Source organism: Parerythrobacter jejuensis, assembly GCF_039536765.1.
Classification (GTDB): Bacteria; Pseudomonadota; Alphaproteobacteria; order Sphingomonadales; family Sphingomonadaceae; genus Parerythrobacter; species Parerythrobacter jejuensis.
Genome location: NZ_BAAAZF010000001.1, coordinates 2829383 through 2843988, shown reverse-complemented (window position 1 = coordinate 2843988; position 14606 = coordinate 2829383). Strand labels below are relative to the sequence as shown.

At 60.6% G+C, this 14606-nt stretch carries 18 protein-coding genes; 14 read left to right on the top strand and 4 right to left on the bottom strand.

Features of this window, described 5'->3' with window-relative positions; genetic code table 11:
* The first annotated feature begins 57 nt into the window (after positions 1 to 57).
* From ABD653_RS13870 to ABD653_RS13860, 3 genes are read left to right on the top strand one after another with little or no spacing between them, the layout of a single operon-like run.
* Entirely contained in the window at positions 58 to 900 is an 843-nt protein-coding gene (locus ABD653_RS13870; protein ID WP_160780403.1) for an oxygenase MpaB family protein, read from the top strand.
* Between the two features lie 59 nt (positions 901 to 959).
* Complete coding sequence (locus ABD653_RS13865) at positions 960 to 1325, top strand: DUF1428 domain-containing protein (protein ID WP_160779222.1); 366 nt, start codon at positions 960 to 962, stop codon at positions 1323 to 1325.
* A gap of 2 nt (positions 1326 to 1327) precedes the next feature.
* Positions 1328 to 1960, top strand: a complete 633-nt coding sequence (locus tag ABD653_RS13860; RefSeq protein ID WP_160779221.1) for a glutathione S-transferase family protein — start codon at positions 1328 to 1330, stop codon at positions 1958 to 1960.
* Here the strand turns inward: ABD653_RS13860 and ABD653_RS13855 are convergent.
* The gene (locus ABD653_RS13855; protein ID WP_160779220.1) at positions 1957 to 2550 is read right to left on the bottom strand and encodes a J domain-containing protein; all 594 of its coding nucleotides are present in this window, start codon (positions 2548 to 2550) and stop codon (positions 1957 to 1959) included. The two genes, ABD653_RS13860 and ABD653_RS13855, sit on opposite strands and share 4 nt — an antisense overlap.
* Before the next feature lie 52 nt (positions 2551 to 2602).
* Between ABD653_RS13855 and ABD653_RS13850 the strand changes: the two genes are divergently transcribed.
* From ABD653_RS13850 to ABD653_RS13830, 5 genes are read left to right on the top strand one after another with little or no spacing between them, the layout of a single operon-like run.
* On the top strand, positions 2603 to 2875 hold the full coding sequence (locus ABD653_RS13850; protein ID WP_160779219.1) for a BolA family protein: 273 nt from the start codon (positions 2603 to 2605) through the stop codon (positions 2873 to 2875).
* A gap of 5 nt (positions 2876 to 2880) precedes the next feature.
* Positions 2881 to 3336 carry an NUDIX hydrolase gene (locus ABD653_RS13845; protein ID WP_160779218.1) on the top strand — a complete coding sequence of 152 codons (456 nt, stop codon included), beginning with the start codon at positions 2881 to 2883 and terminating at the stop codon, positions 3334 to 3336.
* Positions 3333 to 4211: a pirin family protein gene (locus ABD653_RS13840; RefSeq protein WP_160779217.1), complete on the top strand. Its 879-nt coding sequence runs from the start codon at positions 3333 to 3335 to the stop codon at positions 4209 to 4211. The genes ABD653_RS13845 and ABD653_RS13840 overlap by 4 nt, the downstream gene beginning before the upstream one ends.
* Before the next feature lie 23 nt (positions 4212 to 4234).
* Entirely contained in the window at positions 4235 to 5062 is an 828-nt protein-coding gene (locus ABD653_RS13835) for an SDR family NAD(P)-dependent oxidoreductase (protein WP_160779216.1), read from the top strand.
* A gap of 5 nt (positions 5063 to 5067) precedes the next feature.
* Complete coding sequence (locus ABD653_RS13830) at positions 5068 to 5964, top strand: alpha/beta fold hydrolase (protein WP_160779215.1); 897 nt, start codon at positions 5068 to 5070, stop codon at positions 5962 to 5964.
* Here ABD653_RS13830 and ABD653_RS13825 read toward each other — a convergent pair.
* Positions 5961 to 7028 carry a DUF2332 domain-containing protein gene (locus tag ABD653_RS13825; RefSeq protein ID WP_234032166.1) on the bottom strand — a complete coding sequence of 356 codons (1068 nt, stop codon included), beginning with the start codon at positions 7026 to 7028 and terminating at the stop codon, positions 5961 to 5963. The two genes, ABD653_RS13830 and ABD653_RS13825, sit on opposite strands and share 4 nt — an antisense overlap.
* Before the next feature lie 55 nt (positions 7029 to 7083).
* Here ABD653_RS13825 and hisG point away from each other — a divergent pair, with 55 nt between their 5' ends.
* The 5 genes from hisG (at position 7084) to thiL (ending at position 11035) form a co-directional block, all read left to right on the top strand.
* A complete protein-coding gene (gene hisG / locus ABD653_RS13820) occupies positions 7084 to 7743 on the top strand; it encodes an ATP phosphoribosyltransferase (protein WP_160779214.1) in 660 nt (219 codons plus the stop codon).
* A complete protein-coding gene (gene hisD, locus ABD653_RS13815; protein ID WP_160779213.1) occupies positions 7743 to 9032 on the top strand; it encodes a histidinol dehydrogenase in 1290 nt (429 codons plus the stop codon). The genes hisG and hisD overlap by 1 nt, the downstream gene beginning before the upstream one ends.
* Entirely contained in the window at positions 9029 to 9487 is a 459-nt protein-coding gene (gene nusB / locus ABD653_RS13810; RefSeq protein WP_160779212.1) for a transcription antitermination factor NusB, read from the top strand. Before hisD ends, nusB begins: the two co-directional genes overlap by 4 nt.
* A 271-nt stretch (positions 9488 to 9758) precedes the next feature.
* On the top strand, positions 9759 to 10118 hold the full coding sequence (locus ABD653_RS13805) for an SEL1-like repeat protein (protein ID WP_160779211.1): 360 nt from the start codon (positions 9759 to 9761) through the stop codon (positions 10116 to 10118).
* Positions 10119 to 10156: 38 nt separating this feature from the next.
* The gene (gene thiL, locus ABD653_RS13800; protein WP_160779210.1) at positions 10157 to 11035 is read left to right on the top strand and encodes a thiamine-phosphate kinase; all 879 of its coding nucleotides are present in this window, start codon (positions 10157 to 10159) and stop codon (positions 11033 to 11035) included.
* 4 nt (positions 11036 to 11039) lie between these two features.
* Here thiL and ABD653_RS13795 read toward each other — a convergent pair whose 3' ends face one another.
* Complete coding sequence (locus tag ABD653_RS13795) at positions 11040 to 12047, bottom strand: fatty acid desaturase (protein ID WP_160779209.1); 1008 nt, start codon at positions 12045 to 12047, stop codon at positions 11040 to 11042.
* Complete coding sequence (locus tag ABD653_RS13790; protein ID WP_160779208.1) at positions 12044 to 12238, bottom strand: hypothetical protein; 195 nt, start codon at positions 12236 to 12238, stop codon at positions 12044 to 12046. Before ABD653_RS13790 ends, ABD653_RS13795 begins: the two co-directional genes overlap by 4 nt.
* Positions 12239 to 12467: 229 nt before the next feature.
* Between ABD653_RS13790 and ABD653_RS13785 the strand changes: the two genes are divergently transcribed.
* Positions 12468 to 14576 (top strand): sodium-translocating pyrophosphatase, encoded by a 2109-nt coding sequence (locus ABD653_RS13785; protein WP_160779207.1) that lies wholly within the window; start codon positions 12468 to 12470, stop codon positions 14574 to 14576.
* The last annotated feature ends 30 nt before the right edge of the window (positions 14577 to 14606 follow it).

Here is a 14606-nt window from a genome sequence, read left to right as displayed (position 1 = left end):
AGATGGGGAGCGACTTCTCACTCGCCAAGGGACCCTTGCTGCACTACGCTTATGGCGATGCCGCCGCCTTCACCCACGGAATTTCTCAGACAGCAGCTGGTTGGCCGCGTGCGTGCCGTGTTCAATGATGTCGAGAACGGGCAGGAGCCCGTCCCGCCCAGTGATGATGCGCTGTTCGAGAAGAATACCCCGATCCGGATGGTGCATGCGGATCTGGTCGGCATGATGGTGGGCGGGGTTCGCGGCCTGTTGCTGCAAATGCTCCACCCGCACGCCCTGCAAGGTGTTCTCGACCATTCCAATTTTCGCGAGGACATGCACGGGCGGTTGCGTCGCACTGCCCGCTTTATTGCGCTGACCACATTCGGGCATCGAGACGATGCGAAAGAGGCCATCGAGCGGGTCAATCGGATTCATCTGCGGGTACAAGGTACCCTGCTCGATGGATCACCCTATACCGCTACCGATCCGCGCACTCTGGCTTGGGTTCATGTGGCCGAATCCACCAGTTTCCTCGCCGCATATTTGCGCCATGTCCGTCCTGATATGCCCGGCAGCGAGCAGGACGAATACTACCGCCAGTTTGCCGTCATTGCCCGCGGTCTGGGCGCCGATCCCGTCCCGATAAACCGCAACGAGGCAGAAATGCTGTTCCGGGAAATGCGCGGAGATTTGCGTGCCAGCCCGCAAGCGCGCGAGGTTGCCGACCTCGTGCTGACCCAGCGCCCGCCGGGATCCCCGCCTGCCGTCCAAGCGATGCTAGGGGGTGAGGCGGTGGCGTTGCTCCCCGCTTTTGCCCGGTCCATGCTGGGTCTGGAACGCCCCGGTCTTGCTGCCCTGCCCGCGCGTGCCGCCACGTGGGGTATGGGCAAGACCTTGCGCTGGGCATTCCGCCAGTAGCACCATTGTCTGGTCACAATCCGGGTCCATGAATGCTGGCGATCAGGAGGAGAGACGCGATGTATGTGATGGGTGTGGTGCTGGCGGTTCCCGCAGGAAATGAAGCCGCCTACCGCAAGATGGCCGAGGATATGGGTCAGATATTTCTCGACTATGGCGCACTAGAAGTGATCGAGAATTGGGAAGTCGACGTCCCCGAGGGCGAGGTGACCGATTTTCGCAAGGCCGTGAACGCGGAGACGGGCGAGAAGATTGTCTTCTCGTGGGTGACCTTCGAAAGCAAGGAAGCCTCCGACAAGGCGCACGAGGACATGATGCAGGACGAACGGATGAAAAATCCGCCTGCAGACATGCCCTTTGATGGCAAACGCATGATCTTCGGCGGTTTCCGGACGATCTATTCGGCCAGCAAAGAGAAGGCTTAAGCATGGCAGATTTCACATTCTACACCGTCGCGATGAGCCGCGGGCAGATTGCGCGATGGGCGCTCCACGAAGCTGGCGCTAATTACGACCAGGTCGTGTTCGACTGGGCCACAAGGCCTGACAACTTTGTCGATATCAATCCCATGAACAAGGTCCCCACGCTGGTGCATCATCATGGTGGCCACGACCATGTGGTGACAGAAGCTGCCGCCATTTGTCACTATCTGGCAGAGACACACCCTGGGACGGGCCTGCTGCCCGATGCGCATGAGAAGGCGAGCTATTTCCGTTGGCTGTTCTTTGCTGCCGGACCGCTCGAGCAGGCTATTATCGGCGCTGCCATGGGCTGGGAAGTCCCGCCCGAACGGGCCGGGATGGCCGGATTCGGATCCCTCGAACTTGCACTCGATGCGATCGATAGCTGGTTGAACACGAACGATTTTGTCTGCGGTGACAGGTTCACCATGGCCGACTGCTATGTCGGCAGCCAGTTTATCTGGGGCTTGCGCTTCGGCACTGTAGCGGAACGCCCCAGCTTCAAGGCGTATGTAGAGCGGTGCACCACGCGTCCGAAATGTGTGGAAGCTGTCGCCATTGACCAGAAACTGATCGAACAGGCGCAGACTGAAAGCTAGGCGATGGCCGCGCTCTTCCTGAGCAGCTGATAGGCCTCGACCACCCTGCTCAGGCGCTTTTCGTATTTGCGATCCCCGCCATTGCGGTCGGGGTGATAACGGCGCACGAGCTCGGAATAGCGCCGGCGCAGTTTCTTGCGGTCCGTTTCCAGCCCCAGCCCCATCGTTTCGAGTGCCTGCGCCTCGTCCCGGCTGAACCTGCCATCCATCGCCATATCCGCTTCGCGCTGGGCGCGGCTTTTGATCCCGGCAACACGCGCACCGATTGCGTCAAGCGGATCGTTGAAATCGGCCCAGCGCGGCATTCCGTCCACGCCGGCTGTCGGGCGGAAAGCAGCGGTTTCGGTTTGCCATCCGGAGGCAGGGGACTGGGCGCGAAGGATTTCCTCTGCATTCATCCCTTCGAACCAGTCATACCCCGCATTGAATTCGCGCACATGCTCAAGGCACATCCAGCGCCACTGGCCAGGACCGTCAAAACTGTTGCCAAAACTTCCGGGCGCGCGGAATTCGCCCGGCTCGCGGCAGGAAGGGTGTTCGCAGACTCGCCCTGAGCTTTCGTATCGTCCATGGAACCGGTCACCACGCATAGCGCTTTAGGATGGGTAATGCGGCACGCGATTGAAAGGGGTATCAAAGGCCATGGCCACGATGCAGGCTGAAATTGAAGAAATATTGCAGCGGGCATTTGCTCCGACCATGCTCGAAGTGATCAACGATAGCGGCCAGCACGCTGGCCATGCGGGTGATGATGGATCGGGCGAATCGCATTTTACTGTCGTCATCGAAAGCCCCGCATTTGCGGGCGTGTCGCGCCTGCAACGCCAGCGGCAAGTGATCGCTGCACTTGGCGATATCGTGGGCGAGCGTGTCCACGCGGTGGCGATCAAGGCCTCCGTTCCCGGAGGAAAGTAACGCGGATGGCCGAGTCTGTGACTGAAAAGCGATTGCGCCGGGCGGCGCGCATCCTTGTCCTCGATCCAGCCGAACGCTTGCTGATGTTCCGCTTCACGGTTGATGGCAGGCCGCCTTTCTGGGTGACAGCGGGCGGCGAGTGCGATCCTGGCGAGAGCTTCGAGGATGCCGCGAGGCGCGAATTGCTGGAAGAGACAGGTATCGAGGCCGATCCGGGCCCGCAGATCGAGCAGATTTGCCCCGAATTCGTGACGGTCGAAGGCGAGCCTGTAAGAGCTGACGAGCGATATTTCAGAATCCGGGTCTCGGAGGCCCGGATTGATACGTCAGGGCATACCCAGCTCGAACAACGCGTCATGCAGGAACATCGCTGGTTCACCCGCACTGAGCTGACCGATTGGCACGAATATATCTTCCCTCGCAATGTCGCCGAATTGATCGATAAGGATGCCGGATCATGATCGCCCAGACGATAACCCCCACCACCCACAATCTGGGCCAGTTCCAGGTCCGTCGAGCGTTGCCGACGCCGGGACGCACCATGGTGGGGCCGTTCATCTTTGTGGACCAGTTCGGGCCGGCCCAACTCGATATCGGCACGGCCATGGACGTTCGCCCGCACCCGCATATCAACCTCGCCACTGTGACCTGGCTGTTTGAAGGTGCGATCGATCACCGCGACAGTATCGGGAGTTTTTCGACCATTCGCCCGGGCCAGGTGAACCTGATGACCGCGGGCAAAGGCATCGTTCATTCCGAGCGGAGCCCGCAGGCGGAGCGTGATGCAGGGCCAAAACTCTACGGGATGCAGACCTGGCTTGCCCTGCCCGATGGCTGCGAGGAGATCGATCCGGCATTCGAAGCCGTAAAAGATCTTCCCGTGGTAGAGGATCAATGCGCGCAAGCGACTGTCATCATGGGTGAGCTATGGGGCAAGCGCGCTGCCACGACGACCCATGCGGACACGCTCTACGCCGAAATCAACCTGGCCCCCACCGGCAGCCTCCCGATCGACTGTGACGCGGATGAGCGCGCCGTGATGCTGGTGGGCGGTGAGGCTTCCATCGACGGGCAGTCCCTCGAACTATACGCGCTCACTGTGCTGGAGCCGGGACACACCATGATGCTGTCATCAGATCGCGGCGGGCGGATCATGTTGCTGGGCGGCGAAGCCTTTGCCACCAAACGGCACGTGTGGTGGAATTTCGTCAGTTCCAGCAAGGACCGGATCGAGCAGGCCAAGGATGACTGGAACAAGGGACGCTTCCCCACCGTGCCCGGCGACGACAAAGAATATATCCCGATCCCCGGGCAACCGCTGACGCGTAGCGACTAAGAGATTGAAGTGAAGGAGAGGACATGAGTTACGAAGGTCAAGCCTGGTGGATTACCGGCGCTTCGAGCGGCATTGGTGCCGCATTGGCAACAGAACTGGGTGCACGCGGCGCACGGGTGATCCTTTCTGGCCGCGACGAAGCCCGGCTGGCGGGGATTGCGGGCGATATCCCTACCGATACCCTCGTCCTGCCGTTCGATGTGCGGGATGATGCTGCGATGCTCGCCGCCACTACACAGGCGGTCGATTGGGCAACTGCGAATTCCGGCGGGCTGGACGGCTTTGTCGCCAATGCCGGCGTGTCGCAGCGCAGCCGTGCGACCAAGACCGACATGCAGGTCTATCGCGACATCATCGATATCGACCTGACGGCGCAGATTGCCGCGTCGCAAGCGCTACTGCCCCACATGACCGCGCGCGGAAGCGGGAAGCTGCTGTTCATCTCCTCCATCGCAGGCAAGGTCGGCGTGCCTATGCGCACGGCCTATTCGGCTGCCAAGTTCGGCCTTGCCGGATATGCCGACGCGTTGCGCGGCGAGCTTTCGATCGACGGGGTCGATGTCCACGTAATCTATCCCGGATCGGTCGCGACCAATGTCAGCCGCAATGCACTGAGTGCCGATGGCACCAAGCGGGGCCGCAGCGATGAAGTGATCGACAACGGCATCCCGGCCGACGACGCCGCAAAAACCATGCTCGACGCAGTTTCCAACGGCGACCGCGAGATCATTGTTGCCCAGGGCATGGAAGAAGCCATGGGCGAAATGCGACGCACGCCGGACCAGCTGTTCGACCAGGTCGCCGGGATGGTGGCAGCGGGATATATGGACAAGATGGAAGCGGACAGCTGAGCAGCATGGAACAGGTGCGGGTCACTCTCGCCAACGGGATCGCACTGGACGTGGTGGATGCAGGGCCGCGCGATGGCGAGGCCCTGATTTTCTTGCACGGCTTTCCCGAAAGCCATCGCACGTGGCGTAAGCAGATCACCCGTTTCAGCGACCGGTATCGCTGTATCGCTCCCGATCAACGCGGCTATCGCGGTTCGTCCAAGCCTGAAGGCGTCGAGAACTATACGCCGGACAAGCTGATCGGCGATGTCTTCCTGCTCGCCGATGCGCTCGGCATCGACCGCTTTAGCATTGTCGGCCATGACTGGGGCGGCGCATTGGCATGGGCGGTGGCCATGCGCGGCCAGGGCGATCGGGTCGACCGCGCGATCCTGTGCAATGCCGCGCATCCGGTGATCTATTCCAAGCTGCTATGGACCGATCCGGCCCAGCGCGAAGCCGGGCAATATATGCGGCTCTATCGCGATACCTCGCGCGACGATGAAATCCGCGCGAAAGGCCTGCGCGCCCTGATCGAAGGGACCGGCAATGCCACCGGTGCGCTGCCCGAGGATGATCCAGAAGAACGCGCCGCAATTCTAGCCGATTGGAGCGATGGAGAAGCGGCTATCGGCATGATCAACTGGTACCGTGCCACCCCTATGGTGGTGCCGCCCGCCGTTGCTCCGTTCGAAATTCCACCCGATGCGAAGCTGCCAAGAGTGCCCGTAATCACAATCCCGACGCTGGTGATATGGGCCATGGACGACCACGCCCTGGTACCGGGAAATATCGAGGGGCTGGAGCAGCATGTTACCGACCTGACAGTGGAAACCATTCCCGATTGCGGGCACTTCCTGTTGTGGCAACAGCCCGGCAAAGTGAACGCCGCTATCGAGGCGTTCCTTTGCCGAACCGCTTAGTCGTAGAGCCACTCCACCCACGCCCCGTGCGGATGCGCGCAGGCAAGCAGGCTGGCGGTTTCACCTCCGGGCCAATAGCTTACATGCAATTCATGCCGGAAAGTCTCACGATTGGTTTCGAGGCTGACCCAGGCCAGTGGCTTTTGCGCGGTCGCACGTGATGCGGCTTCGGCCATTGCGGCGCGGATCGCTTCCTGCTGGTCATCGGGGACGTATTGCCACACGATCGAGTGGAACAGCACGCGGGTGACGTCGTCTTCCTGTGGCCGGGAGAGCGCTTCTGCAACAAAGCTACCGGCATCCTGTTTGACTACATCGGGAGCGCGTTCACGCGCAAGGTCGACTGCGGCGTCGATTCGGCCCATCCGGGCAGTTGCTTCGGGCCAGACATAGCTTTTCAGCTGCATCGCCGATTCCGGATCACCAAGATCGATCGGGGCGACATCGCACCCTCGGATCGCGATAATGCGGGGCGATGTGGAAGGGGGTGGGCCGCCTTTCCACTCCGGCGCGATCCGCATCGGGCTGTTTCCGGGCCCGGTGCGAACCCCGCCCAGATCGAAGAAATACCGCTCCATCATCGTGTTGATGCCCGCGCTTGATCCGAGTTCGAGCATTTCGAATTGTCCGGGCACATGCTGGGCCAACCACAGCAGGCCCGCCATCAGGCTGGCGGACCGGCCCGCTTCGTTGGTCTGGGGTGGCCCATCGAGCCAAGGAAGCAATCGCGCATCATACGTCTCAACCAGTTCGCAGACCAAAGCATTCACTGCACTCTGGTCCGTCATCTGCCCGCCATAGACGGCTCCGAGCCGTGTATCCTCGCCGGTCAGCACCAGATTGTGCAGGCCGCCATTGATCCGCAGGGGCATTGCATCCTTCAGGGTCAGCCCCTGCCAATTGGCCATGCGGCGCCCAGTTGCGGTATTCGTTTTGGCAGCAGCCAGCAGCCCCCGGATCACCTTTGCCGTTCCCGGCGCTCCGCCCTCCTCGGCATGTTTCGCCTGCCATTCGATGGCGTCGGGGAGCGATTTGATGTCCATGATGCTGCCGGTTTGCGCCATTAAGGTGTGTCCTTTCCAATTGCCCTTTGGCCCTGCGCTGCCTATTTGGCGCGCCATGCCGCAAAACTCGCTCACATTCGCTGTGCCCAAAGGCCGCATTCTGGAGGAGGCGCTGCCAGTGATGGCGCGCGCTGGCGTGGTGCCCGAGGATGGCTTCCACGACAAGTCCAACCGGGCCTTGTCTTTTGCGACAACCCGCGAAGACATGCGCCTGATCCGCGTACGCGCTTTCGACGTTGCAACTTTTGTCGCCCACGGCGCTGCGCAGTTGGGCATTGTCGGGTCCGATGTGATCGAGGAATTCGACTATTCCGATCTCTACGCTCCGGTTGATCTGGATATTGGCCATTGCCACTTGTCCGTGGCCGAGCCTGCGGATGGTTCCGGCGATGTCGGGACGGCAAGCCACCTGCGGATCGCAACCAAGTACCCCAATCTGACCCGTCGTCATTTTGAGCGACAGGGTATCCAGGCAGAATGCGTCAAGCTGAACGGTGCGATGGAACTTGCCCCGACGCTCGGCCTGGCAGGCAGGATTGTCGATCTGGTCTCGACCGGCCGCACCCTGAAAGACAATGGCCTGGTCGAGAAAGACAAGATTATCGACATTTCGGCGCGTCTGATCGTCAATCGCGCCGCACTGAAAACCGACAGCCGTGTCGCTGCGTTGGTCGAAGCGTTCCGCGCCGATGCCGAGAAGCGCAAGGCAGCCTGATGCAGAGGCTCAAATCTTCCGATCCCGATTTCGCGGACAAGTTCACAAAGCTGGTGGAATCCCGCCGCGAAAGCTCGCGCGATGTCGGCCGGGATGTGTTCGATATCCTCGCCCGGGTTAAGGGAAAAGGCGATGCTGCGCTGGTCGAATACTCGGCCCGGTTTGACCAGCACAACCTGACCACCGACGAAGATTGGTCGATTGCGCCTGCTGCTTGCAAGGCAGCCTATGACGGGCTGGATAGCGATCTACGCGAGGCACTCGAGCTCGCTGCTGACCGCATACGCGCCTATCACGAGGCACAGCTGCCCAATAATCGCGACTACACTGACGATGCGGGTGTACGCCTGGGGGCCAACTGGTATCCCGTCGATGCCGCAGGGCTTTATGTTCCAGGAGGGCGCGCGGCCTATCCTTCATCGCTGTTGATGAACGCCATCCCGGCGAAGGTTGCGGGTGTGGAACGGCTGGCAATTGTTACGCCGACGCCCAAAGGGGATAGCAATCCGCTGGTTCTGGCCGCCGCGCACATCGCGGGTGTTGATGAAATCTGGCGGGTTGGCGGTGCGCATGCAGTTGCGGCGCTGGCCTATGGCACCGAGCGGATCAAGCGGGTCGATGTCATCACCGGCCCCGGCAATGCCTATGTCGCCGAGGCGAAGCGTCAGCTCTATGGCGTGGTCGGCATCGACATGGTGGCCGGCCCGAGCGAAATCCTGGTCATCGCCGACGGCAAGAACGATCCCGACTGGATCGCCGCCGACCTTCTGAGCCAGGCCGAACATGACCCGACCAGCCAATCGATCCTGATCACGGACGATGCCGATTTTGCGGAACAGGTGGAAGATCGCGTCGACGTGCAATGCGCGATGCTGCCCACTCGCAAGGTCGCCCGCGAAAGCTGGGATGCGCATGGGGCCCTGGTGGTCGTCGAAAAACTCGAAGATGCCATCCCCCTCGCCAATCGTCTGGCAGCAGAGCATGTGGAACTGGCCGTCGATGATCCCGAAGCCCTGATGAAGGGCCTGCGCCATGCAGGCAGTATTTTCCTGGGCCGGATGGTGCCCGAAGCTGTCGGCGATTATGTCGCCGGTCCCAACCACGTTTTACCCACCGGGCGGCGCGCGCGCTTTGCCAGCGGATTGTCCGTGCTCGATTTCATGAAGCGCACCAGCTTTATTTCGATGGACAAATCCGGGCTGGAAAAGATCGGACCTGCCGCGGTCAAGCTGGCCCATGCCGAAGGGCTGCCGGCCCATGCCGCCTCAATAGAATTGCGTCTCAAATGAACAGCACAGACAACAACCGCAGCCAGTCTCGCTCCGCTGCGAGGCTCGCCGCCGTGCAGGCACTATACCAGAAGGACATGGAGGGCACCGCCCTCGCCCGGCTTCTGAACGAATTCCACCAGCACCGTCTCGGTCGCGAGATCGAAGACGATCAATATGCCGATGCCGAAGTCGATTTCTTTGACGATCTGGTCAGCGGGGTCGACGCCCGTCGTGAGGAGATCGACGATTTGATCACCGGCAAGCTAGCCGGTGGCTGGACTGTCAAACGCCTCGACAAGACCATGCTGCAAATCCTGCGCTGCGGTACCTTCGAATTGCTGGCCCGCGCCGATGTACCCGCTGCTGCGGCGATCAGCGAATATGTCGATGTCGCCAAGGCATTCTTTGATGATCGCGAGGCGAAATTTGTGAATGGCATACTCGATGCTCTTGCAAAGCAGGTTCGCAAGTAAAGCCTGAAGGAAATTCACTGGCTGTTCAGCCGGTGGAGCCATGATCCCCGCAATCATTGTTGGGGAGAATATGATGCGCATGCCTGTTTTCTTGGTCACTTTCGCGGCGCTGGCCGCTTTGACACCCCCGGCAAGCGCGCAGTCTTCTGCATCTTCGGTTTCGACTCCGGGATCCGCATCGACGGGGCCGCGCACCGGATTTCCCAGCCGTGCGGACATAAGCGATCTTGGCCGAATTCGGGATGGACTAAGCAAGGAGGCCAATCGGCAATTGTCGCGTGCTGACGAACAGCGTTACCGTGATCTGTATCAAGAGCGCGATGCCATCGCGATTGCGGAATTTCTGGTCTCACGTGCCAAGGATGGCGATATCTGGGCCATGCGCGAAGCGGGTGCCTTTTATGGCGGGCTCAATGGTCTCGCCAACCATCCCCTCAAGTCCCTCTATTGGTATCATGAGGCTGCCACACTGGGCGACACACGCTCTGCGATGGTGATCGGCACTGCATATGCCCGCGGGGTAGTCCTAGAGCAGGATAACGATCTGGCGAAGTTCTGGCTCGAGCAAGCCAGGAAAAGCGACGACCGCAAGACCCGCATGGACGCAAAGAAGCTCCTCGCGGCTCTCTAAGACTTGGCCTGCGCTGGCGAGCACTCTAAGTGCCCGCAATGGCCGCCCCTAGCGAACTTTCCTATATCTCCGCACTGCGCGCATTGGCCTCGCATCCCGGCGCACGCGGATTGCAGGATGATGTGGCCGTGCTGGAAATTGGCGACCAGCAGCTTGTCATCACCCACGATATGATGGTCGAGGGCATCCACTGGCTGCCCGGTCAGGACATGGCCGATGTCGCCTGGAAGCTGGTCGCCGTGAATCTCTCCGACCTTGCGGCCAAGGGGGCGAAACCCATCGGTGTAATCTTGGGGCAAACCCTGGACCGCGATCAGGACCGGTTCCTGTCCGGGCTGGAAGACGCGCTTCGCACATTCGACGTGCCCTTGCTGGGCGGCGATACCGTCAGCGCCGGTGGTGGCCCGGTCAGCCTGGGCCTGACTGCCCTGGGCAAGGCGAGCTGCGATCCTGTTCCCAGCCGGAGCGGAGCCCGGCCCGGCGACATTCTCTATCTGAGCGGCCCGGTTGGCGCCGCCATAATCGATTTCGAAGCGATCAAGGCTGGCGAAGCGCCCCTCGGCTCTGCCTTCTTGCGCCCCCATCCACTTCTGGCCGAAGGCCAAGCTCTCGCCCCGATGGTAACCGCGATGATGGATGTCTCGGACGGTGTGCTGCTGGACGCGTGGCGTTTGGCTACGGCCAGCGCTGTCACCCTGTCAATTGCAACCGACGACGTGCCGCTGGCAGCGCCGGAGGACAGGCGCGAGGATGCCTTGCGCTGGGGTGACGACTATCAATTGCTTTTCACCGCCCCTGCCCATGTAGAACTGCCCGTAAAGGCCGCACCTATCGGTACAGTTGAGGAAGGCGAGCCTCCATTACTTCTCGATGGTGTAGCGATATTCGATCCCGAGGGTCTGGGATACCAACACTAGGGGGTCAGATCGCCGAGCAATCCACTCCGCGCTTTTCAAGGATCGGCTTCATCGCGAGATACGCGTCTCTGGTCCGGTGGTTCGGAATTCCGGGATACAAGTGATGGATCAGGTGTGTTTCCATGCACATTGACCAGAAATGCCCGACTTTGCTTTTGAAGATATAAGCTTGTTCGTACCGCCCGGTCTGCCCTTCGCGAGGGTGATGTGGAGCCCAGCTGAGGAAAAACCGGATCCAGCTCAGCCCCAACTGGCGCGGGAGCCACCAGCACACAGCTGCTTCGATCGCAAAACCGTTCCACGCCATCGTAAATAGGGTCGCGAGGTAGAACAGCTGTACATAAGCGGTCTGTTTCAGAGCCTTTTGTGATTCCGGCGTATCGAGCTGTTCGCACACGCTCTTGTACCGGTTGATTGTCCCGTCGACACGGGGCTGGCGGTTCCACCAGGTCTTGTACCACGCCATCAGCATGTTTGGCGCTTCGTCGGTATAATCCGGGTCACGCGTGGGATGGTTGCAATGTTTGTGATGTTCGAGATGGGTGATCTTGCCCATGCTGAATGGCACGGCAATCGGAAGCAGCGAGACTTCGCCCACCCACTGGTTCATCCAGCGCGTCTTCTCGCCACGCTTGGCGATATTGTCATGCATTGCCTCATGGCAAGTAACGTAGCCGGCAACCGTAAGAAAGGTCGAGATGATCAGGGCAAGCCATACCGGCACGATCCCCAGCATAGTCAGCGGGAACATCGAAACCCAGATGGCAAACCCGCCAAAGGCTGCCGCGACATAGCCCCACATCGGGCCGCCGTGGAACCGCGCCGCTATCTCGCGCTCTTCCTTGAGAAGCTCGACCCGCGTGTACTTGTCGAGACTGTCGTCACCAGACAGCGGGATCGCTGAGGGATCGCGGTTCCTGACGTCGGTTCCGCCCCCGTCACCTGTCCCGACATCGTCGGGTCCAAGATCGAAATCGAATGGCTTTTCAGAGATATCCGGCCGGTCTGTCATATCCAGCGCCCCCGGATCGTCGCGTAAAGCCCCCAGGAGCCGCCGACAATCAGCCCCAGGGCAATCCGGCTCAACCCCAGCGGGGCATCCCACTCCCAAACCGCCATGGTCTGCGCGATCAACGGGGCAATGAAGCCCAGGCCGAACAGAAGCGGCATAATGGCGAACAGTCTTTTTATCGCGACCTGCATGGGTGTTTACTTACTGCTAACCATGGAATCCGGCAAGAGTCCGCGCAATCCAAGAGTTTGTGCGCCCCATTTCGGTACGGCCAAACCAAGGCTGGGGATGCCCCTTCGATCCGTCGCAGAAAAGCTTGCCTAGGCGCTCTTCGGTCTCTAGCGGTGCGTGCCACATGGGCCCTGTGCAAGCGGGGCCTTTGGCTATCGAACGAACAAGAAACTTTTAGGGGAGACAATCGTGGATCTTGTACTGATCGCGATCGTTCTGGGGCTGCTGGCCGTTATTTACGGCTTTATCACCAGTCGCCAGGTGCTCGGAGCAACTGCGGGCAACGAGAAAATGCAGGAAATCGCCGGTGCGATTCAGGAAGGTGCGCAAGCCTATCTGAAACGCCAATACACCACCATCGCCATGGTCGGTGTGGTCGTTGCGATCCTGGTATTCGTATTTTTGGGCGCTATTTCGGCCGCCGGCTTTGTGGTCGGCGCAATCCTTTCCGGGGTTGCCGGGTTTATCGGGATGAACATCTCGGTTCGCTCGAATGTCCGCACGGCGGCGGCTGCACAGACCGGCCTGCAGGAAGGTCTGACCGTGGCATTCCGCGCGGGCGCCGTTACCGGCATGCTGGTGGCAGGCCTCGCGCTGCTCGCCATTGCAGGCTTCTTCTATGTGCTGACCGGCCCGATGGGTCTGGACCTCACCGTTCTCGCCGAAAAGCGCGAGATCATTGATGCTCTTGTTGGCCTCGCCTTCGGTGCCTCGCTGATTTCGATCTTCGCCCGTCTGGGTGGCGGTATCTTCACCAAAGCTGCCGACGTCGGCGCCGACCTGGTCGGCAAAGTCGAAGCCGGTATCCCGGAAGATGATCCCCGCAACCCGGCGACTATCGCTGACAATGTGGGTGACAATGTTGGCGACTGTGCCGGCATGGCTGCTGACCTATTCGAGACCTATGTTGTGACCGTTGGTGCGACCATGGTTCTGACCGCCCTGCTGTTTACCGGCATGGCGTCGGCTGAACTGACCGCGTTGATGAGCCTGCCGCTGCTGGTTGGCGGTGTTTGCATCGTGACGTCGATCATCGGCACCTACATGGTCCGCCTCGGCAAATCGAACAACATCATGGGCGCCCTCTACAAGGGCTTCATCACCACCGCCGTTCTCTCGATCCCTGCCATCTGGTGGGCGACCGACTATGCGATCGGTATGGGTGCTGAATTCACGGTCGGCGATCAGACCTTCACCGGCATGGACCTGTTCTGGTCGATGATGGTGGGCTTGGCGGTTACCGGCCTGATCATCTGGATTACCGAGTATTACACCGGCACCGAGTATCGCCCCGTTCGCTCGATTGCGAAATCGTCCGAAACCGGTCACGGCACCAACGTCATCCAGGGCCTGGCTATCAGCCTGGAATCGACCGCGTTGCCGACGATCGTGATCGTGGTGGGTATCATCGTGACATACCAGCTCGCGGGCCTGATGGGCATCGCCTTTGCGGCTACTTCGATGCTGGCTCTTGCTGGTATGGTTGTTGCGCTGGACGCTTATGGCCCGGTTACGGACAATGCCGGCGGTATCGCCGAAATGTCTGAACTGGACGAAAGCGTGCGCGAGAAGACGGATGCACTCGACGCCGTGGGTAACACCACCAAGGCTGTGACCAAGGGCTATGCCATTGGTTCGGCTGGCCTCGCGGCGTTGGTGTTGTTCAGCGCCTACACGGCCGACCTCAAGGAGTTCTTCCCGGATCTCCAGGTCAGCTTCAGCCTCGAAAATCCGTATGTTATCGTTGGCCTGCTGCTCGGCGCCCTGCTCCCGTACCTGTTCGGTGCCATGGGCATGACCGCTGTTGGCCGTGCCGCTGGTGACGTGGTGGTCGATGTGCGTGCGCAGTTCGCTGCGGACAAGGGTATCATGGCCGGCACCAGTCGCCCTGATTACGCCCGCACCGTCGACCTGGTAACCAAGGCTGCGATCAAGGAGATGATCGTTCCTTCGATGCTGCCGGTTCTGGCACCGATAGTTGTTTACTTCGTGATCACTCTCGTTGCAGGCCAGGCCAATGGCTTTGCTGCGCTGGGCGCATTGCTGCTGGGTGTGATCGTTTCGGGTATCTTCGTGGCCCTTTCCATGACCGCCGGTGGCGGCGCATGGGACAATGCCAAGAAGTACATCGAAGACGGCAATCACGGCGGCAAGGGTTCGGAAGCCCACAAGGCTGCTGTGACCGGCGATACGGTTGGCGATCCTTACAAGGATACTGCCGGCCCGGCCGTGAACCCGATGATCAAGATTACCAACATCGTCGCGCTGCTTTTGCTGGCGGCACTTGCTGCCGGCTAACCGGCGCAAGCCCTGATCCAACGAAAGTTG